At 61.0% G+C, this 17,742-nt stretch carries 21 protein-coding genes; 9 read left to right on the plus strand and 12 right to left on the minus strand.

The genetic code is table 11. The annotated features are described in order from the left end of the window. The first annotated feature begins 29 nt into the window (after positions 1–29). Both ACIP1G_RS07210 and ACIP1G_RS07215 read left to right on the plus strand, forming a co-directional pair. Entirely contained in the window at positions 30–284 is a 255-nt protein-coding gene (locus ACIP1G_RS07210) for a type II toxin-antitoxin system HicA family toxin (RefSeq protein ID WP_400735037.1), read from the plus strand. Further along, on the plus strand, positions 281–613 hold the full coding sequence (locus tag ACIP1G_RS07215; RefSeq protein WP_400735039.1) for a type II toxin-antitoxin system HicB family antitoxin: 333 nt from the start codon (positions 281–283) through the stop codon (positions 611–613). The genes ACIP1G_RS07210 and ACIP1G_RS07215 overlap by 4 nt, the downstream gene beginning before the upstream one ends. A gap of 187 nt (positions 614–800) precedes the next feature. On the opposite strand, the gene ACIP1G_RS07220 is transcribed toward ACIP1G_RS07215, so the two are convergent. Beyond that, on the minus strand, positions 801–1,907 hold the full coding sequence (locus ACIP1G_RS07220) for an NADH:flavin oxidoreductase/NADH oxidase (RefSeq protein ID WP_400735041.1): 1,107 nt from the start codon (positions 1,905–1,907) through the stop codon (positions 801–803). Between the two features lie 719 nt (positions 1,908–2,626). On the opposite strand from ACIP1G_RS07220, the gene ACIP1G_RS07225 reads away from it, so the two are divergent. The 5 genes from ACIP1G_RS07225 to ACIP1G_RS07245 all read left to right on the plus strand — a co-directional run bounded on the left by ACIP1G_RS07225 (position 2,627) and on the right by ACIP1G_RS07245 (position 5,213). Then, positions 2,627–2,896, plus strand: coding sequence for a DUF3077 domain-containing protein (locus tag ACIP1G_RS07225; RefSeq protein WP_400735043.1), 270 nt, complete (start codon positions 2,627–2,629; stop codon positions 2,894–2,896). 280 nt (positions 2,897–3,176) lie between these two features. Next, positions 3,177–3,422: a hypothetical protein gene (locus ACIP1G_RS07230; RefSeq protein WP_400735044.1), complete on the plus strand. Its 246-nt coding sequence runs from the start codon at positions 3,177–3,179 to the stop codon at positions 3,420–3,422. Positions 3,423–3,443: 21 nt separating this feature from the next. Further along, a complete protein-coding gene (locus ACIP1G_RS07235; protein WP_400735046.1) occupies positions 3,444–3,773 on the plus strand; it encodes a 2OG-Fe(II) oxygenase in 330 nt (109 codons plus the stop codon). Next, positions 3,766–4,629: a hypothetical protein gene (locus tag ACIP1G_RS07240; protein ID WP_400735047.1), complete on the plus strand. Its 864-nt coding sequence runs from the start codon at positions 3,766–3,768 to the stop codon at positions 4,627–4,629. Before ACIP1G_RS07235 ends, ACIP1G_RS07240 begins: the two co-directional genes overlap by 8 nt. A 26-nt stretch (positions 4,630–4,655) precedes the next feature. Next, entirely contained in the window at positions 4,656–5,213 is a 558-nt protein-coding gene (locus ACIP1G_RS07245; RefSeq protein ID WP_400735049.1) for a hypothetical protein, read from the plus strand. 322 nt (positions 5,214–5,535) lie between these two features. Here the strand turns inward: ACIP1G_RS07245 and recJ are convergent, their stop codons facing one another. Both recJ and ACIP1G_RS07255 read right to left on the minus strand, forming a co-directional pair. Further along, positions 5,536–7,245, minus strand: coding sequence for a single-stranded-DNA-specific exonuclease RecJ (recJ, locus tag ACIP1G_RS07250; RefSeq protein ID WP_400735051.1), 1,710 nt, complete (start codon positions 7,243–7,245; stop codon positions 5,536–5,538). A gap of 7 nt (positions 7,246–7,252) precedes the next feature. Next, positions 7,253–7,795 (minus strand): YaeQ family protein, encoded by a 543-nt coding sequence (locus tag ACIP1G_RS07255; protein ID WP_346644820.1) that lies wholly within the window; start codon positions 7,793–7,795, stop codon positions 7,253–7,255. 131 nt (positions 7,796–7,926) lie between these two features. On the opposite strand from ACIP1G_RS07255, the gene ACIP1G_RS07260 reads away from it, so the two are divergent. Both ACIP1G_RS07260 and ACIP1G_RS07265 read left to right on the plus strand, forming a co-directional pair. Continuing rightward, a complete protein-coding gene (locus ACIP1G_RS07260; protein WP_400735053.1) occupies positions 7,927–9,126 on the plus strand; it encodes a CaiB/BaiF CoA transferase family protein in 1,200 nt (399 codons plus the stop codon). A gap of 20 nt (positions 9,127–9,146) precedes the next feature. Continuing rightward, positions 9,147–10,019 carry a TIGR02285 family protein gene (locus ACIP1G_RS07265; protein ID WP_400735055.1) on the plus strand — a complete coding sequence of 291 codons (873 nt, stop codon included), beginning with the start codon at positions 9,147–9,149 and terminating at the stop codon, positions 10,017–10,019. A gap of 282 nt (positions 10,020–10,301) precedes the next feature. Here the strand turns inward: ACIP1G_RS07265 and ACIP1G_RS07270 are convergent, their stop codons facing one another. The 9 genes from ACIP1G_RS07270 to trmD form a co-directional block, all read right to left on the minus strand. Continuing rightward, entirely contained in the window at positions 10,302–10,583 is a 282-nt protein-coding gene (locus ACIP1G_RS07270) for a DUF3509 domain-containing protein (RefSeq protein ID WP_400735057.1), read from the minus strand. A gap of 80 nt (positions 10,584–10,663) precedes the next feature. Then, on the minus strand, positions 10,664–11,083 hold the full coding sequence (locus ACIP1G_RS07275; RefSeq protein WP_400735059.1) for a histidine kinase: 420 nt from the start codon (positions 11,081–11,083) through the stop codon (positions 10,664–10,666). A 132-nt stretch (positions 11,084–11,215) separates the two neighbouring features. Continuing rightward, positions 11,216–12,625, minus strand: coding sequence for a threonine synthase (thrC, locus tag ACIP1G_RS07280; protein ID WP_400735061.1), 1,410 nt, complete (start codon positions 12,623–12,625; stop codon positions 11,216–11,218). A 61-nt stretch (positions 12,626–12,686) separates the two neighbouring features. Then, positions 12,687–13,991 carry a homoserine dehydrogenase gene (locus tag ACIP1G_RS07285; RefSeq protein WP_400735063.1) on the minus strand — a complete coding sequence of 435 codons (1,305 nt, stop codon included), beginning with the start codon at positions 13,989–13,991 and terminating at the stop codon, positions 12,687–12,689. A gap of 83 nt (positions 13,992–14,074) precedes the next feature. Further along, positions 14,075–14,818 (minus strand): DsbC family protein, encoded by a 744-nt coding sequence (locus ACIP1G_RS07290; RefSeq protein ID WP_400735065.1) that lies wholly within the window; start codon positions 14,816–14,818, stop codon positions 14,075–14,077. Between the two features lie 153 nt (positions 14,819–14,971). Continuing rightward, entirely contained in the window at positions 14,972–15,868 is an 897-nt protein-coding gene (xerD, locus tag ACIP1G_RS07295) for a site-specific tyrosine recombinase XerD (protein ID WP_400735067.1), read from the minus strand. A gap of 225 nt (positions 15,869–16,093) precedes the next feature. Continuing rightward, positions 16,094–16,501, minus strand: coding sequence for an acyl-CoA thioesterase (locus tag ACIP1G_RS07300; protein ID WP_201207781.1), 408 nt, complete (start codon positions 16,499–16,501; stop codon positions 16,094–16,096). Positions 16,502–16,593: 92 nt separating this feature from the next. Then, positions 16,594–16,944: a 50S ribosomal protein L19 gene (gene rplS / locus ACIP1G_RS07305; protein WP_003252148.1), complete on the minus strand. Its 351-nt coding sequence runs from the start codon at positions 16,942–16,944 to the stop codon at positions 16,594–16,596. Between the two features lie 42 nt (positions 16,945–16,986). Further along, positions 16,987–17,739, minus strand: a complete 753-nt coding sequence (trmD, locus tag ACIP1G_RS07310; protein WP_008094486.1) for a tRNA (guanosine(37)-N1)-methyltransferase TrmD — start codon at positions 17,737–17,739, stop codon at positions 16,987–16,989. Positions 17,740–17,742 lie beyond the last annotated feature (3 nt).

The raw sequence follows: 17,742 nt of genomic DNA on the forward strand, positions 1-17,742 counted from the left end.
CACGACTATTGGTATCATAATCTGATACCATGAATAATCATCAGCAAGCCACACTTGAAGCAGTACTGAAAAGGCCGGCTCCCAGGACAGTGGAGTGGGCGCGACTGGAATCACTGTTGGTGTCACTGGGCGCCCGAGTGATCGAAGGGCGAGGGTCACGGGTTCGCTTTGAACTCAATGGAGCAGTGGCGACCTTCCACCGCCCTCATCCGGACAGGCACGCCAAGCCATACCAACTACGAGGTGCCCGCCAGTTCCTTGAGCAGGCAGGAGTAATACCATGAATGTCATGACTTACCGCGGCTATGCCGCTCGAATCGAATACAGCGACGAAGACCAGTTGCTGATCGGCCACGTCGCGGGCATTCGCGACGTGATTGGTTTTCACGGCGAATCGATCAGCGAGTTGCGACAGGCCTTCGAAGAGGCTGTTGACGATTATCTTGAGACTTGCGAACGCCTTGGCCGCGAACCGCAGAAGACCTACTCTGGCAAGCTTAGCCTGCGCCTGGAACCCACCCTGCATGCCAGCGTGGCAGCCAAGGCCGATTTGGCGGAGAAGAGTATCAACCAGTGGGTAAGCGATATCCTCAGCAAAGCTGCCTATAACTGACTTGATACACCAACGCGTTCGTTACAGGAACGGGTTCATCGAAGCGCCGCGAACACCGGCGAAGCCGGTGCCATACCCCGAGTTGCCTGCTTCGCGGGCATGCCCCACAGGTAAATCACAGCCCTTGAGGTGGGTGATATATCTGTGGGAGCGGGTTCACCCGCGAAGAGGCCAGTACGGGTAGCCTCTAATCGCGCAAATCCGACTCGTGAATCGGATTGGCCCGGCTGGTGGCACGCTGGTATTGCGCCGGCCAGGTAGCCTTGTTGCCACCCAGGTCGTCGTCGGCATGCAGCGGCCAGTACGGGTCGCGCAGCAGTTCGCGGGCGAGGAAGATGATGTCGGCCTGGCCGGTGCGCAGGATGTGCTCGGCCTGGGCCGGTTCGGTGATCATGCCCACGGTGCCGGTGGCGATTTCCGACTCTTTGCGCACGCGCTCGGCGAAGCGGGTCTGGTAGCCGGGGCCGGTGGGGATTTCGGCATTGACCGAGGTACCGCCGGAGGACACGTCGATCAGGTCGACACCCAAGCCGCGCAGGCGCCGGGCCAGTTCGACGGTTTCATCCGGGTTCCAGCCATCCTCCACCCAATCGGTCGCCGACACCCGCACGAACAGTGGTAGCTCGGCAGGCCAGACCTTGCGCACAGCCTCGACCACCTGCAGGGTCAGGCGAATACGGTTTTCGAAGCAGCTACCGTATTCGTCGCGGCGCTGGTTGCTCAACGGTGACAGGAACTGGTGCAGCAGGTAACCATGGGCGGCGTGGATTTCGACCACCTTGAAACCAGCCTTCAAGGCGCGTTCGGTTGAGGCGACAAAAGCGCCGATCACGCCTTGGATCTCCTCCTGGGTCAACTCGCGCGGCGGTGTGTGCTGCGGGTCGAAGGCGATCTTCGACGGCCCCACCGGCTGCCAGCCGCCCTCTTCCAGCTTGACGCTGCCTGGCTTGCCCAGCCATGGGCGATAGGTGCTGGCCTTGCGCCCGGCGTGGGCCAGCTGGATGCCGGGCACGGCGCCCTGGGCGGTGATGAAGCGGGTGATGCGTTGCAGCGGGGCGATCTGCGCGTCGTCCCACAGGCCAAGGTCTTCGGCGGTGATTCGGCCATCGGCGGTGACCGCCACCGCTTCGGTGATCACCAGGCCCGCGCCACCTACGGCGCGGCTGCCCAGATGAACAAGGTGCCAGTCGTTGGCCAGGCCATCGATGGCGGAATACTGGCACATCGGCGACACAGCGATGCGGTTGGGCAGCGTCAGCTGACGCAGGGTGTAAGGCTCGAGCAGCAGGCTCATGAGGGCACCTCCCAAGGACTCCAATGGTGATCCGGCCCGAGCACTCAATTACACGTCCCTGGCCCGGGTCCGGTCAGTATTCAGACTAGACCAGAATGGTTGGGGGGAAGGTTCCATGGGATTTTGGGGTGGGGGCGGGGGTGATCGTCTTGAGAGTGATGTCGCCTGTGAGATCGAGCGCCGAAGCGTTCGCCTCGACACATGTTCGCCTCGACACATTCAGCGCCTGTGAGATCGAGCACCGCCCGCGCGGCGCTTCGCGGCTAAAGCCGCTCCTACATTTGTTTCGGGCCAATTATGCCTGTGGGATTTGCGCGCGAACGCCTTGGCGCACGCCTCGATATCGCGTCGTACAAACAAGGCGGTCGCGCGCGCCTGGCACAGGAGGGACTGGCCAGAAACAAACGTAGGAGCGGGTTTACCCGCGAAGCGCCGCGCGGGCGGCGCTCGATCTCATAGGCGACATCACCCTCAAGGCAGGCACCTGTCAGCCCCAACCGCCGCTACAGCCAGCCTCCCTGACAGACATTTCAGATATCCCCTACAACCCATATATGGCGATTCCCACTTTGAGGAAATACCCTACAAGTCCTGTCGACTGGCGTCTGATTGTTCCCGGAAACGCTGCCACTTAGTCTTTCCAGGTCGCTGAAATCTAGCGATACGGGAGTGGAAACCCGTCACCTTCAAGTAACTCCTTCAGCATCCAAGGAATTGCTATGAAAACGTCTATCCCAGAAACCCAATTCACCGTCGGCAAAACCACCTTCTTCCAAGGTGAAAACCAAACCCACCCCCTGTTCCGCATCGAAGCAGGCATTCCGTGCCGGGACGCCCGTGATCAGGCATCCGAATTGATGGGCTACGTGCGTGAACTGACCATCGTCGGACTAATGGATGAGAAACCGATGATGATCTGGGCTGCCCACTACCTCAGTGCGATGGCCAAGGCGTTGATGGATGATGCCGAGCTAGGTATGTCGCGTTGAGGTCGACATCACTGCTACTCGGCTAAGGGCCAGTAATTACTCCATACATGAATGGGTCACCTTCCCCATGTATACCTTCATGCCCCGGCACGCTGGGGCAACGGAATATTTCCCACAGCCAATTGCCTCAAGAGCCACATCTGCTTCGGAAATTCTTTTCAATCAGTAACTCTCATGTCCTATCGAACCTAGGATACCAAGTGGCTAGTGTCTCCTTGCGCCACCCCTCCTATCTGGCGAACAGCCTTTAAGGCATTGCACAAGACTTGAGAAATAGCCAATGCAAAAACAATTCGACTCAAGTGACATAAGCATTCTAGACAATGCTATTACACTTGAAGAACAAGCCGAACTTAACAACGCATTCTCACATACCCTTTGGAGATATGACTGGCCAGTGAATTCTACGCCCTTCGCTCGCCCCTGCTGGCATTTTTTCATTGCAGGGAGCAAGCGTGAATCGCTGGAATGTTGTGAACAAGAACTGGCTGCAAATGAGCGCTGGGGATTTCTCATCAACATCTGAAAACGCCTATGTGCTGGACACATGAAAAACTCAAGGTTGATCGGCGTGTATGCAAACGGCCAGACCGCTGGGCAGGACAGCCCAATTCACCGAGACAACCTGCCAAGCGAGCCTGGGCATACCGCAGTGCTTTTCTGTAACGACTACTGGGCAACGACGTGGGGAGGTGAGCTTTTATTCTGCAATGACGCCAAAAATGATGTCATTGCCGCAGCATTACCGAAACCAGGGCGTATCGCCATTTTTAATGGGGAAATGCCTCACCGTGCTAAATCGCCAAGCATAGATTGCGACCGCCTCCGCATGACCATTGCCTTTAAGACAATAAACAAGGATTTTAAATATGACTAAACGGGTCGAGATATTCGTCGCCATGGTCGATAGGGTGGGGAGGCCCGGATTCCAAGCAGGCGCAGCCGCCGCAGTTCACGATCAGTTCAACACTGACAAGCAGGGTTTCACACTTGTAGTACAGAGTGCCCAGACAACCAGCGCAATTGCTTCTGTACTGTCAGTTACGCAAATGACTGCAGGCGCAGTTCCGTTTATAAATATCGTCACCAACACCTTGGCGGGCACGGTAACCTTTCTGAAAATTGTTGCCGAGTACCAGCCTAACGACGAGCCGAATATAGGGGACTACGTCAGCCTTGTAGGGAATGTAGCAGGAGTCGTTGCGGGCTTCGCAATACTAACAGCTTCACCTTGGGCCGCACTTACTTTCACCGCCATATCACTGACAGCCAGCCTGATTGGAACTTACAATTCGGAACTGGCAGAAAAAATCCAAAAAACAATCACACCCATAATCGACGCACTCATTAAGCACGATATAACGAAAGAGGCCGAAAATCCGATACTGGCGCCGAACCTGACAATAACAGACCCACAATCTATACATGAGCATTTTGGGGGGCTAATACAAGTTGTCACGTGGAATCCGAACACCTTGGAGATCAAACTGGACACCAGAACTTTAGAATCATTAACTACCAATCAGCCAACAATACAGCCGGGAGGCGTAAACCCACCTATTGCACCCCCTACCCCTCCTGCAAATGGCGGGGGAGCTTCGATAACAATAGGAATCGAAAGCGTTAATGGGCAAGTACCGTCAGGACCACCCCTCTCGATCACCACTATAATAGGTGGAGGCCAAGACAAATATGCCTGTTGCTCCGCTCCGCAGCAAGATAAATACCGTTAAACCAATCGAGCCGAGGGATTTTCCTGATGCTGACTTGGTCGTCGTGGCTCCAAATGATGCGTGCTTTGGAGCCGGTTAAACGGGTGACCTCCCTGTTATTCGTAGGCACTTTTTGGGCCTGTCTTGCACTCGCACACCTTACCGTGTGGAAAGAAGCACCAGAGCCGGTAGCCGCTCCATGGGTAAGCGTTAGAGTAACGTTTGCATCCGCACCTGAAACCTGGGATTACGACAGGTCGCTTTACACTTTTCGTATTGCATACAAAGAGCCAAGCGGACAAGTCACCCAACGTCGGGTATACACACATAAAGCGCGTTATGACGCTGCCAACATCGACAAGAAGACACCGCTCTTTGCCGAGATCGAAGATGCTTTGACTGGTCCTATTATCAGGCGACTATCGACCAGAAGCGAAGTCCTGTACGAACCGGCTCTAAAGGAGTATGTGAACGAAAAATACAACCGCGGTCTTTTGGAGGGGATTGTGTTGTGCTCATTGCCGAGCCTGGCTTCGTTCGTCGCAGCAGGCGTTATGCACTGGCAAAACCGGAAGCGCAAAAGGCAATCCGTGATCAGCCAGTAGCAATTGTATCTATGAGGTTTACCCGCGAAGCAGGCAACTCGGTGGATGGCACCGGCTTTGCCGGTGTTCGCGGGCATGCCCATCTAAGCTGACATCGACTTCAAGGGATGCAAGGGGCCTGTAGGGGCGGCCTTGTGTCGCGATGGGCTGCAGAGCAGCCCCAGGGTTTCAGCACAGGTGCACAAATTGCCGGGGCTGCTTTGCAGCCCATCGCGACACAAGGCCGCTCCTACACAGGATGGCCGTTGGCTTGAGGGCAATGTGGTCGAAGTGGAAGCCGGCTTGCCGGCGATGGGCTGCAAAGCAGCCCCGTGAATTGCAATCAGCGCGGCTCCATGTGGGCAATCATCAACTGCACACTCTCATTGCCCCGAAACTCGTTCACATCCAGCTTGTACGCCAGCTCCACCCAACGCACCGTCGGGTTCGGCCACACTTCACGGTCGATGCCAAAGGCAATGCCGTCCAGCCGCACCGAGCCACATTCGCTCTTGAGCACCACCTTCAAGTGCCTCTCGCCGACCACACGCTGCTCCACCAACTGGAACACGCCATGGAAAAGCGGCTCAGGGAAGTGCTGGCCCCACGGCCCGGCGTGACGCAGGGCCTTGGCCAGGTCGAGGTGGAACTCTTCCACCGCCAGGCTGCCATCGGACAACAGCCGGCCGGTCAGGTCCTCTTCGCGCAGCTGGCGCCGCACTTCTTCGTCGAACGCCTCGGCAAAGGCCGGGAAATTGGCCTCGGGCAACGACAACCCGGCAGCCATTGCGTGGCCGCCGAACTTGCTGATCAGTTGCGGGTGGCGCGCCGCCACGGCATCCAGCGCATCGCGAATATGGAACCCCGGCACCGACCGCGCCGAGCCTTTGAGCATGCCCTCGCCCGCATCAGCAAAAGCGATGGTTGGCCGGTGGTACCGCTCCTTCAGGCGCGACGCCAGAATACCGATCACGCCCTGGTGCCAGTCGGCATCGAACAGGCACAAACCATACGGCATCGACTCGACCGGCAGGTCCTTGAGCTGGGCGAGGGCCTCGCGCTGCATGCCCTGTTCGATGTTCTTGCGGTCCTTGTTCAGGTCGTCCAGCTGCTGGGCCATGTCCTGGGCCAGGGCAGCGTCTTCGCTCAGCAGGCATTCGATGCCCAGGCTCATGTCGTCCAAACGCCCGGCAGCGTTCAGGCGTGGGCCGAGGATGAAACCAAGGTCCGTCGATGTGATACGCCGATGATCACGGCTCGCCACTTCAAGAATGGCCTTCAGCCCCGGCCGGGCGCGGCCAGCGCGGATGCGCTCCAGGCCCTGGTGCACCAGGATGCGGTTATTGGCGTCCAGCGGCACCACGTCGGCGACGCTGCCCAAGGCAACCAGATCGAGCAGTTCACCGATGTTCGGCTGCGGCTGCGCCTCGTAACGGCCCAGGCTGCGCAGGCGTGCGCGCAGGGCCATCAGTACGTAAAAGATCACCCCTACCCCGGCCAGCGATTTGCTCGGGAAGCTGCAGCCCGGCTGGTTGGGGTTGATGATGGCATCGGCGTCGGGCAACTCCGCACCCGGCAGGTGGTGGTCGGTCACCAGCACCTTGAGCCCGGCAGCCTTGGCGGCGGCCACACCGTCGACACTGGAAATGCCGTTGTCCACGGTGATCAGCAACTGCGGCTGGCGCTGCAGGGCCACCTCGACGATTTCCGGGGTCAGGCCATAGCCGTATTCGAAGCGGTTGGGCACCAGGTAATCGACATGGGCCGCCCCCAGCAGGCGCAGGCCCAGCACGCCGACAGTACTGGCCGTGGCGCCATCGGCATCGAAGTCGCCGACGATCAGGATGCGCTGGCGCTGGTCGAGGGCCTCGACCAGCAGGTCGACGCCGGCCTCGATGCCCTTGAGCTGCTGAAAGGGCAGCAGGCGCGCCAGGCTTTTGTCCAGCTCGGCCTCGCTCTGCACGCCGCGCGCGGCGTACAGGCGGGTCAGCAAGGGTGGCAGGTTACCCAGGAATGGCAGGGTCGGCGGCAGCGGGCGGGGTTCGATACGCATGGGTCAATCAGCCACGCTCACCCATCAGCCATTCCAGCTGCACTTCGTGCTGGCCACGGTCATCGGTGACGAACAAGGTGCCTTCGCTGATCATCACGTCCCACTTGATGGTGCGTGGCATGTCGGTAGCGAGGGTTTCCAGCACCTCTTGCGGCACAGCGGCGATGCTCAGGTTCTTCAGGCCCTTGACCGCGTCTACCACCTTGTTCTGCCATACACGCAGGCTGCCGTAGGCCAGCAGGCTGGTACGCTCAGTGCGGCGCGAGCACCAGGTCAGGCGGTCGGCGTCCGGCTGGCCCACTTCGATCCAGTGCAGGATGCGGTCGTCCAGGCTCTTTTCCCACAGGGCCGCTTCGTCGACATCGGACAGGCCGCGGCCGAACGACAGGTTCTCGTTGTACCAAAGCGCATAGGCCAACAGGCGCACAGCCATGCGCTCTTCGGTTTCCGAAGGGTGGCGGGCGATGGTCTGACGGACGTTTTCGTACACGCCACGATCGAGGTCGGTCAGGTTCAGTTCGAATTTGTAGGTGGTGGACGGCTGGGCCATGGTCGACGGGCTTCGTGCAAAAGAAAAGTGGCACAGTCTAACCCATCCGCACCTTCCATGCGCCGCAGCAGTACCCGGCGAAACCGACGTGTGATAAAACCACGGCTCAGCCCAACTGCCACGGATGCCCCATGTCGACGCCCAGCAAACCCCTCGCCGGCCTCAAAGTTGTCGAACTCGGCACCCTGATCGCCGGGCCGTTCGCTTCGCGGATCTGCGCCGAATTCGGTGCCGAGGTGGTCAAGGTCGAATCGCCCGATGGCGGCGACCCGCTGCGCAAGTGGCGCAAACTGTACGAGGGTACCTCGCTGTGGTGGTTCGTGCAGGCCCGCAACAAGCAATCGCTCACCCTCAACCTCAAGCACCCCGAGGGCCGGGAGATTCTGAAAAAGCTGCTGGCCGAGGCCGACATCCTGATCGAGAACTTCCGCCCGGGCGTGCTGGAAAAACTCGGCCTGGGCTGGGACGTGCTGCATGCACTGAACCCGCGCCTGGTCATGGTGCGCCTGTCGGGCTTTGGCCAGACCGGGCCGATGAAAGACCAACCGGGCTTCGGCGCGGTAGGCGAGTCGATGGGCGGCCTACGCTACATCACCGGTTTCGACGACCGCCCACCGGTGCGCACGGGTATTTCCATCGGTGACTCGATTGCCTCCCTATGGGGGGTGATCGGCGCGCTGATGGCCCTGCGCCACCGGGAAGTCAACGGCGGCCAGGGCCAGGTGGTGGATGTGGCGCTGTACGAGGCGATTTTCGCCATGATGGAAAGCATGGTCCCGGAGTTCGATGTGTTCGGCTTTATCCGCGAACGCACCGGCAACATCATGCCGGGCATCACGCCCTCCTCCATCCATACCAGCGCCGACGGCAAGCATGTGCAGATCGGCGCCAACGGCGATGCGATCTTCAAGCGCTTCATGCTGGCGATCGGCCGCACCGACCTGGCCGACGACCCGACCCTGGCCACCAACGATGGCCGCGACCTGCGCCGCGACGAGCTGTACGGGGTGATTGACCGCTGGGCCAACAGCCTGCCGCTGGAGCAACTGATGCAGGTGCTGACCACCGCCGAGGTGCCAGCCAGCCGCATCTATTCGGCCGAAGACATGTTCAACGACCCGCAGTACCTCGCGCGGGAAATGTTCCTGCAAGCCAGGCTCCCGGACGGCAAGCCTTTCAAGATGCCCGGCATCGTGCCCAAACTGTCGGAGACCCCAGGTTCCACCGAATGGGTCGGCCCGGCGCTGGGCGAACACACCGAGGCGCTGCTCGGCGGCCTGGGCTACGACGCAGCGGCCATCGCCGGCCTGCGCCAAGCAGGCACGGTCTGACTCTGGCGCGGCCTTGGTCCATGTGCGCTGCACGGTGGTTACGCCAGCTGCTCCTGCTGTGCGGGCTATTGCCCGCCTTGCTACAGCCGGCCAGCGCCAAGGAGCGCATCTTCTGGCTGGTGCGTGACCTGCCGCCGTTCACCATTCTGGAAGGGCAGCAAAAAGGCCAGGGGGTGATCGACCAGCTGTTGCCCCTGCTGATCGGGCAAATGCCCGAGTACGAGCACAGCATCGTGCGGGTCAACCGCGCCCGCGGCATCCAGATGCTGCAAGATCGCAATACCTTCACCTGCGACCCGACCCTGCTGTGGACCCCGGAGCGTGCCGAGTATGTGCGTTTTTCCATGCCATCGCTGGGCGTGCTTAGCGGTGGCCTGGTGCTGCGCAAGGAAAACCAGGCCCTGGTGGCGCCCTACCTCGACGGCCAGCAGGTGGACCTGCACGGCATGCTGAGCAAGACCCCGTTAAAGCTGGGGATTGTCGCTGAGCGCAGCTATGGCACGCAGATCGACGGCATACTGCGACAGTTGCCCGAAACGTCGCTCAGCCGCCACTACGGCAACGACGCCACCGCCAACCTGCTGCAGATGCAACAGCTGGGGCGCTTGCGCATGGTGCTGGGCTACTGGCCTGAAGTGCGCTACTTGATCCAGCAACAAGGTGGGTCACTGGCTGACTACCAGTTTCATCCTGTGCAGGGGGTGAGCCGCTATCAGTTTCTGCATGTGGGGTGTTCGGACAGCGAGCTGGGGCGTGCTGCGGTGGCGCATATTGACCAGCTGTTACCGGCGCTGCGGCGGGATGTATTGCCAGGGTTGTATGCGCGCTGGCTGGACCCGGCGTTGCGGGAGGATTACCTGGAAGAGAGCCGGCGGTTCTTCGAAGCGCAATAGCTGCGACCTACGCGGCCCTTTGTAGGAGCGGCCTTGTGTCGCGATGGGCCGCGAAGCAGCCCCAGATTTTCAGCTTCGCAGCAAAAATTGCCGGGGCCGCTTTGCGGCCCATCGCGACGCAAGGCCGCTCCTACAGGGGACTGTGCAGACCACAAAAAAGAAACCCCGGACGCTGGGGAAGACGCCCGGGGCCAAGCGAAAGTCCTTTGGACTTCCAGTGACAGCCTTGCCAGCGCCGGAGCAAAGCACTGGCTGGCTGCCCTACAGTGTCTGATAAACCACTCAGGCAAAGGTTCCCTGCGGTTGCTGACGTTGCTGCAGTGCCGCAATCACACAGGGCTGCAAACGCCCCTCGGCTATCTGCAGGTCACGGTGCAGGCCATCCACCAAATCAACCAACAAGCGTTGCTCCTGCAACTGGCGCTCGCTGACCGTTCGCCGCAGGGTAATGCCGGCAAGGCGGTCATGAACGGTCAATTGGCGGTTACCGCTGGCATCGGCGATACCAAGGTGGGCCTGATAGGGGGTCAGGGCGTCGTTGAGCAGTCTGCAGATTCTTTCCATCCGGATCACTCGCTGCGTGGTGGGATATAAAGGAACTGACCAACAGGCGCAGCGGAAAGTTTCGTATTAGCGCGCCTGCTTCACTGAGCATGCGTGGCTGACATGACAGTTTGAATACGCCGCCACGGGCGCAGCTGAAGCGTTTGCAAGGCATGCTGCAGGCGCGGCATCGACAGCGGCCAGGGCAGCTCGGCGAGCACCCACAGGCCTTTGTTTCTCGCCTCCTGAGCGAGGTCGTGGCGCTTTGGGGTGGGCTGGCCGACGAACAACAGCGCGCGTGCCCGATGCTGCCGGGCGAGCAAGGCAAGGCCAGCCCGGGTTGGCATGGCGTGGTCGAGGATCAACAGGTCGGGACGACGCTCAGCGCCGAGGCAGGCGTCGAGGTCAGTGCAGTTTGCGCTGATGCGCACGTCGAAGACGCCCTGGGCGTTGAGGGCTTGGTGCAGGAGGATCTGGTGCGATGGGCGCGCCTGGTGGATCAACACGGAGGTCTGGTGCATTAGCCGCTCCTGGTGGGAGGACCGGCTAATTTAGGCGTTGCGCTGGGGGCGTCTGAATAGGAGGTTTCTGATTGAGCCGGGGAAAAGGCTGAGATTTTGGGGCTGCAAAGCAGCCCCCAGCTACAGCAATACTTAGAGAGGCTTGCCGCGGTTTCCGTGCTGGCTGACAAAGCCCTGCACCGCTTTCAGGTCATTGGCCAGTACCGTGCAACGCTCTTCACGGCTGAACAGGTCGCTGAGGTGCGCTGGCAGCTCCAGTGCCTTGCCCACACCGGCCTTCTCCACCGCTTCCGGGAACTTGACCGGGTGCGCGGTACCCAGCACCACCATCGGCGTGTCCAGGCTGCGACGGCACTCGCGGGCGGCCTTGACGCCGATTGCGGTGTGCGGGTCGAGTACTTCACCGGTAGCGGCGAACACTTCGGCGATGGTTTCGCAGGTTTGCTCATCGCTGACGGCCAGCGAGTCGAACAGCTTGCGGGCTTCGGTCCAGCGGTCTTGCTCGACGCTGAAGCCGCCACCCTGCTTGAAGTTGTCCATCAGCTCGGCAATCGCGCCACCGTTGCGGCCGTGCAGGTCGAACAGCAGGCGCTCGAAGTTGGACGAAACCATGATGTCCATCGACGGCGACAGGGTCGCGTGCAGGGTGTCCTTGACGTACTGGTTGCCGCTCATGAAGCGGTGCAGGATGTCGTTGCGGTTGGTGGCGACGATCAGCTGGCTGACCGGCAGGCCCATGTTGCGCGCCAGGTAACCGGCGAAGATGTCGCCGAAGTTGCCGGTCGGCACCGAGAACGCCACCGAACGCGCCGGGCCACCCAACTGCAGGGCAGCGTGGAAGTAGTAGACGATCTGGGCCATGATCCGCGCCCAGTTGATCGAGTTGACTGCCACCAGGCGAGTGCCTTTGAGGAACGACTGGTCAGCGAAGCTGGCCTTGACCATTTCCTGGCAGTCGTCGAAGTTGCCTTCGATGGCGATGTTGTGGATGTTGTCACCGAAGATGGTGGTCATCTGCCGGCGCTGCACTTCCGACACGCGCTGGTGCGGGTGCAGGATGAAGATGTCGACGTTGTCGCAACGGCGGCAGCCTTCGATGGCGGCGGAGCCGGTGTCACCGCTGGTAGCGCCGACGATCACCACGCGCTCGTTGCGCTTGGCCAGGACGTGGTCGAGCAGGCGGCCGAGCAGCTGCAGGGCAAAGTCCTTGAACGCCAGGGTCGGACCGTGGAACAGCTCCAGCACCCACTCGTTGCTGTTCAGCTGGCGCAGCGGGGCCACCGCCGCGTGGGCGAACTCGCCGTAGGTTTCTTCGAGGATCTTCTTGAAGTCGGCGTCGGCGATGCTGCCTTCGACGAACGGGCGCATCACCCGGAAGGCCAGCTCGTGGTACGGCAGGCCGGCCCACGAGGCGATTTCTTCCTGGGTGAAGCGTGGCAGGTTTTCTGGCACGTACAGGCCGCCGTCACTGGCCAGGCCAGCCAGCAGCACGTCTTCGAAATTCAGGGCCGGTGCTTGGCCGCGGGTACTGATATAGCGCATGGGTGCAAACCTTCGATGCTGAGGCCCGGGCCGCGCTGGCGGCCCGACGGCACTAATTTTGTTAGTTGAGCTGCTCGACGCGGATGCGCACGACTTTGCCGACTACGTCCTGCAGGGCTTCCAGGGCGACGATGGCGTCGTTGATACGCTGCTCGACCACGCCATGGGTCAGCAGGATCATCGGCACCAGGCCGTCCTGTTCCTCGGCTTCCTTCTGCATGATCGACTCGATGTTGATGCCACGCTCCGAGAGAATGCTGGCCACCTGGGCCAGTACGCCCGGGTGATCCTTGGCCTGGATGCGCAGGTAGTAGGCGCTTTCGCAGGCTTCGATCGGCAGGATCGGGTGGGCCGACAGCGAGTCTGGCTGGAAGGCCAGGTGCGGCACGCGGTTTTCCGGGTCGGAAGTCATGGCACGGACCACGTCGACCAGGTCGCCGACCACCGACGAAGCCGTAGGCTCCATGCCGGCACCCGCGCCGTAGTACAGGGTGGAACCGGCGGCGTCGCCGTTGACCATTACAGCGTTCATCACGCCGTTGACGTTGGCGATCAGGCGGTCGGCCGGGATCAGCGTCGGGTGCACGCGCAGCTCGATGCCTTCGGCAGTGCGACGGGCCACGCCCAGGTGCTTGATGCGGTAGCCCAGGGCTTCGGCGTAGTTCACGTCAGCGGTGGTCAGCTGGGTGATGCCTTCGGTGTAGGCCTTGTCGAACTGCAGCGGGATACCAAACGCGATCGACGCCAGGATGGTCAGCTTGTGCGCAGCGTCGATGCCTTCGACGTCGAAGGTTGGGTCGGCTTCGGCGTAGCCAAGCGCCTGGGCTTCGGCCAGCACGTCCGGGAAGGCACGGCCCTTCTCACGCATTTCGGTGAGGATGAAGTTGCCAGTGCCATTGATGATACCGGCCAGCCAGTTGATGTGGTTGGCCGACAGGCCTTCGCGGATGGCCTTGATCACCGGGATGCCACCGGCCACGGCCGCTTCGAAGGCGACGATGACGCCCTTCTCGCGCGCCTTGGCGAAGATTTCATTGCCGTGCACGGCGATCAGCGCCTTGTTGGCGGTGACCACATGCTTGCCGTTTTCGATGGCCTTGAGCACCAGTTCGTGGGCCACGGTGTAGCCACCGATCAGCTCGATGACAATGTCGATCTCCGGGTTGCTCGCAACTTCGAACACATCAGCGGTAATGGGGGTACCGGTAATCTGGCAGTTCGGGTTCTGCGAGCGCATGGCGATCTGTGCCACTTCAATACCGCGCCCGGCACGGCGGGCAATCTCCTCGGCGTTGCGCTGAAGTACATTGAAGGTTCCGCCACCGACGGTCCCCAACCCACAGATGCCTACTTTGACCGGTTTCACTGTGAACTCCCCATTGAACGGCCGACACCTTTGCCGACCGTAAATCATGCCGTCACCCCATGACGACGGCGTATTGAATTGGATTACTTGGCAAGTGCCAGCTTGGCGACTTGCGGTGCCGGCTGGTAGCCCGGAATGACCTGGCCGCTTTCAAGGACGATCGCCGGCGTGCCATTGACGCCAATCGACTGGCCCAGCTGGAACTGCTTGCCGACCGGGTTGGCGCACTTGGCAGCCTTGATTTCTTCGCCTTCGACCATCTTGTCCATCGCCGCACGGCGGTCGCTGGAACACCACACGGCCTGCAGTTGCTGATCACCCGCCGAGCCAAGGCCCTGGCGCGGGAAGGCGACATAGCGCACTTCGATACCGCGGCGGTTCAGCTCAGGCACTTCGGCGTGCAGCTTGTGGCAGTACGGGCAGGTGGTGTCGGTGAATACGGTGATGTGCGACTTGGTCTCGCCCTTGGCAGGATAAACCACCATCTCGGCGGCTGGAATGCCGTTGATGAGCTTGGCGATGCCCTGGCGCTCGGTTTTTTCGGTGAGGTTGACCGGCTTGCCGTTCTGGATCTGGAACAGGTAACCCTGCATGACGAACTGGCCGTCGGCGCTGGCGTACAGCACGCGGCCACCCTGCAGCTTGACTTCGTACAGGCCGTTCAGCGGGCTGCTGGCCACGCTTTCCACGGGTACTTCCAGTTCAAGGTTTTGCAGCGATTTACGGATGGCCTGCTCGGCACCGGCATTGCTATCGGTTGCCGCAGCAACGGCAAAGGTACTGGCCAGCGCCAACGCGGCGGCGGCGAACATCTTGATCACGCGCATGGATACTCCTGAAGGCGGACAGGGGCCGGAGGGCGCCACCTGCGGAAAATACGCGGTGACCGTGCGGCCCTTGGTGCAAACCGCCCAAGCCTACCACATCACGCTGCCGGTGAAGGGGCTTGCAAGGACCGGTCGGCGGAACATGAAAAACATTCATCCACGCGGGTGGTGCTGGGCGTGCAGCTGCTGCAGGCGGGCCTTGGCGACGTGGGTGTAGATCTGTGTGGTCGACAGGTCGCTATGGCCCAGCAGCATTTGCACCACGCGCAGGTCGGCGCCGTGGTTGAGCAAGTGTGTGGCGAAGGCGTGGCGCAGGGTATGCGGCGACAGCGGCTTGTCGATGCCGGCCACCCGGGCGTAGTGCTTGATACGGTGCCAGAAGGTCTGGCGGGTCATTTGCTCGCCACGCTGGCTGGGGAACAGCACATCACTGGGGCGGCCATTGAGCAGTTCGGCGCGGCCATCGCGCTGGTAGCGCTCCAGCCACAGCACCGCCTCTTCACCCATGGGTACCAGGCGCTCCTTGCTGCCCTTGCCCATCACCCGCAGTACGCCCTGGCGCAGGTTGACCTGGTCGAGGGTCAGGCTGACCAACTCGGTAACGCGCAGGCCACAGGCGTAAAGCACTTCGAGCATGGCGCGGTCACGCTGGCCGATGGCTTCGCCCAGGTCCGGGGCTTGCAGCAAGGCTTCGACGTCGGCTTCGGACAACGACTTGGGCAGTGGTTTGCCCAGTTGCGGCATGTCGACTTGCAGGGTCGGGTCGATGGCGACCAGCTTTTCCCGCAGCAGGTAGCGGAAGAAGCCGCGCAGGCCGGAGATGAAGCGCGCCGTGGAGCGTGGCTTGTAGCCCTGGTCGAGGCGCCAGGCCAGGTGGTCGAGGATCAAGTCGCGGCCAGCGTCGGGCAGGCTGACCGAGCGCTCCTGCAGCCAGCCGTTGAACAGGGCCAGGTCGCTGCGGTAGGACACGCGGGTGTTGTCGGCCAGGCCTTTTTCAAGCCACAGGGCGTCGAGGAACTGGTCGATCAGAGGGTGGTCTAGGGCGGGCATTCGGGGCTGCTGGGTGTTGGAGGTGGGGCTAGTGTTTCACAGCAGCTCGGGGTTGTCTGTACTGGCCTCTTCGCGGGTGAACCCGCTCCTACAGGGATCGCACAGGCCTTGAGGGTGGCGATATCCCTGTACGCGAAGAGGCCAGAGCAGGAGAACTCAGACCCTGAAGGCGGTGATACCCCTGTAGGAGCGGGTTTACCCGCGAAGAGGCCGGCACAGGAGAACTCAGGCCTGGGGCAACACTGGCACCGGGCGCTTGTCTTCGTCGATGGCGACAAAACTGAACACCCCGTGGATCGCCCGCTCGCGGCCGTCCAGGTACATGTTCTCGACAAACACATCCACCTGCACCTGCAAACTGGTATTACCCACCTTGACCACCGAACCCACCAGCTCGACGATCGAGCCCGCCGGGATCGGGTGCTTGAAGTCGATGCGGTCGGTGGAAACAGTCACCAACGGCAGGCGGCAGAAGCGCGTGGCGGCGATGAACGACACTTCGTCCATCCAGGCCAGGGCGGTGCCGCCGAACAGGGTGTTGTGGTGGTTGGTGGTATTGGGGAACACCGCCTTGGTCACGCGGGTTACCGAAAGCTCGGTACGGCGCTGGATTTCCTGGTCTCGGGTAGTCATGGCAATCACATCTCGGGGTTTCAAAACGCAAAAAAGCAGCCCGAAGGCTGCTTTTTCTCGCTAGGCGGCCTTGGCCACCGGGCAAACTGTACTCAGGACAGTTTTTCCTTGATGCGAGCGGCTTTGCCGGACAGGTCGCGCAGGTAGTACAGCTTGGCTTTACGCACGTCACCACGACGTTTCACGGCCAGGCTGTCGATTTGCGGGCTGTAGGTCTGGAAGGTACGCTCTACGCCAACGCCGCTGGAGATCTTGCGCACGGTGAAGGCGCTGTTCAGACCACGGTTACGCTTGGCGATAACAACGCCTTCGAACGCCTGCAGACGGGAACGCTCACCTTCCTTCACTTTAACCTGAACGACAACGGTGTCGCCTGGTGCGAAGGTCGGGATTTCCTTGCTCATCTGCTCGGCTTCGAGCTGCTGGATGATCTTGTTGGTCATGCTGTGCTCCTAAGATGGATACGTGATCCACCATCGATACGTTTAACTATCGTCCCGCTCGCGGAGATATTCCTCGAGCAGCTTCTTCTCTTCTCCAGAAAGCGAGCGACTTTCCAGAAGATCGGCGCGTCGTTCGAAGGTCCTACCAAGGGACTGCTTCATCCTCCAACGCCGGATATGTGCATGGTTGCCACTTAGCAACACGTCGGGAACACGCTGATCCGCATACACCTCAGGTCGGGTGTAGTGCGGGCAATCGAGCAGACCGTCGGTGAAGGAATCTTCTTCCGCCGAGTCCACATGCCCTAAAGCTCCGGGCAGCAGCCGCGTAACCGCATCGATCAGAACCATGGCCGGCAGCTCGCCACCGGAAAGCACATAGTCACCAATCGACCACTCCTCATCGACATGAGCCTCGATAAAGCGCTCGTCGATGCCTTCATAACGACCGGCGATCAGGATCAACGATTCCTGTTCGGCCAGGCCTTTGACCGCCTGCTGAGTCAGCTTGCGGCCTTGCGGCGAAAGGTAGATCACCTTTGCCGATGCTCCGGTCGCTTGCCTGGCGCTAACCAGGGCGTCTTCCAGAGGCTTGATTTTCATCACCATGCCCGGACCACCGCCAAACGGCCGATCATCCACCGTGTGGTGACGATCTGTGGTGTAGTCCCGCGGGTTCCAGCACGTTACCTGAAGCAACCCCTGTTTCACCGCGCGGCTGGTAATGCCGTACTCAGTGATGGCCGAGAACATCTCGGGGAACAACGTGATGACGTCTACGCGAAGGTTACCCATCGT

The organism is Pseudomonas sp. NPDC089392 (assembly GCF_044749595.1).
In the GTDB taxonomy this organism is placed as follows: domain Bacteria; phylum Pseudomonadota; class Gammaproteobacteria; order Pseudomonadales; family Pseudomonadaceae; genus Aquipseudomonas.

Bases quoted from the DNA above. Each gene is read 5' to 3' on its own strand.
- ACIP1G_RS07225 (WP_400735043.1), top strand. From the start codon at position 2,627: ATGAAAACGTCTATCCCAGAAACCCAATTCACCGTCGGCAAAACCACC.
- recJ (WP_400735051.1), bottom strand. From the start codon at position 7,245: ATGCGTATCGAACCCCGCCCGCTGCCGCCGACCCTGCCATTCCTGGGT.
- ACIP1G_RS07240 (WP_400735047.1), top strand. From the start codon at position 3,766: ATGACTAAACGGGTCGAGATATTCGTCGCCATGGTCGATAGGGTGGGG.
- ACIP1G_RS07270 (WP_400735057.1), bottom strand. From the start codon at position 10,583: ATGGAAAGAATCTGCAGACTGCTCAACGACGCCCTGACCCCCTATCAG.
- ACIP1G_RS07245 (WP_400735049.1), top strand. From the start codon at position 4,656: ATGCTGACTTGGTCGTCGTGGCTCCAAATGATGCGTGCTTTGGAGCCG.
- ACIP1G_RS07215 (WP_400735039.1), top strand. From the start codon at position 281: ATGAATGTCATGACTTACCGCGGCTATGCCGCTCGAATCGAATACAGC.
- trmD (WP_008094486.1), bottom strand. From the start codon at position 17,739: ATGGGTAACCTTCGCGTAGACGTCATCACGTTGTTCCCCGAGATGTTC.
- ACIP1G_RS07290 (WP_400735065.1), bottom strand. From the start codon at position 14,818: ATGCGCGTGATCAAGATGTTCGCCGCCGCCGCGTTGGCGCTGGCCAGT.
- ACIP1G_RS07275 (WP_400735059.1), bottom strand. From the start codon at position 11,083: ATGCACCAGACCTCCGTGTTGATCCACCAGGCGCGCCCATCGCACCAG.
- ACIP1G_RS07235 (WP_400735046.1), top strand. From the start codon at position 3,444: ATGAAAAACTCAAGGTTGATCGGCGTGTATGCAAACGGCCAGACCGCT.
- ACIP1G_RS07230 (WP_400735044.1), top strand. From the start codon at position 3,177: ATGCAAAAACAATTCGACTCAAGTGACATAAGCATTCTAGACAATGCT.
- ACIP1G_RS07255 (WP_346644820.1), bottom strand. From the start codon at position 7,795: ATGGCCCAGCCGTCCACCACCTACAAATTCGAACTGAACCTGACCGAC.
- ACIP1G_RS07260 (WP_400735053.1), top strand. From the start codon at position 7,927: ATGTCGACGCCCAGCAAACCCCTCGCCGGCCTCAAAGTTGTCGAACTC.
- xerD (WP_400735067.1), bottom strand. From the start codon at position 15,868: ATGCCCGCCCTAGACCACCCTCTGATCGACCAGTTCCTCGACGCCCTG.
- ACIP1G_RS07265 (WP_400735055.1), top strand. From the start codon at position 9,147: ATGTGCGCTGCACGGTGGTTACGCCAGCTGCTCCTGCTGTGCGGGCTA.
- rplS (WP_003252148.1), bottom strand. From the start codon at position 16,944: ATGACCAACAAGATCATCCAGCAGCTCGAAGCCGAGCAGATGAGCAAG.
- ACIP1G_RS07210 (WP_400735037.1), top strand. From the start codon at position 30: ATGAATAATCATCAGCAAGCCACACTTGAAGCAGTACTGAAAAGGCCG.
- thrC (WP_400735061.1), bottom strand. From the start codon at position 12,625: ATGCGCTATATCAGTACCCGCGGCCAAGCACCGGCCCTGAATTTCGAA.
- ACIP1G_RS07300 (WP_201207781.1), bottom strand. From the start codon at position 16,501: ATGACTACCCGAGACCAGGAAATCCAGCGCCGTACCGAGCTTTCGGTA.
- ACIP1G_RS07220 (WP_400735041.1), bottom strand. From the start codon at position 1,907: ATGAGCCTGCTGCTCGAGCCTTACACCCTGCGTCAGCTGACGCTGCCC.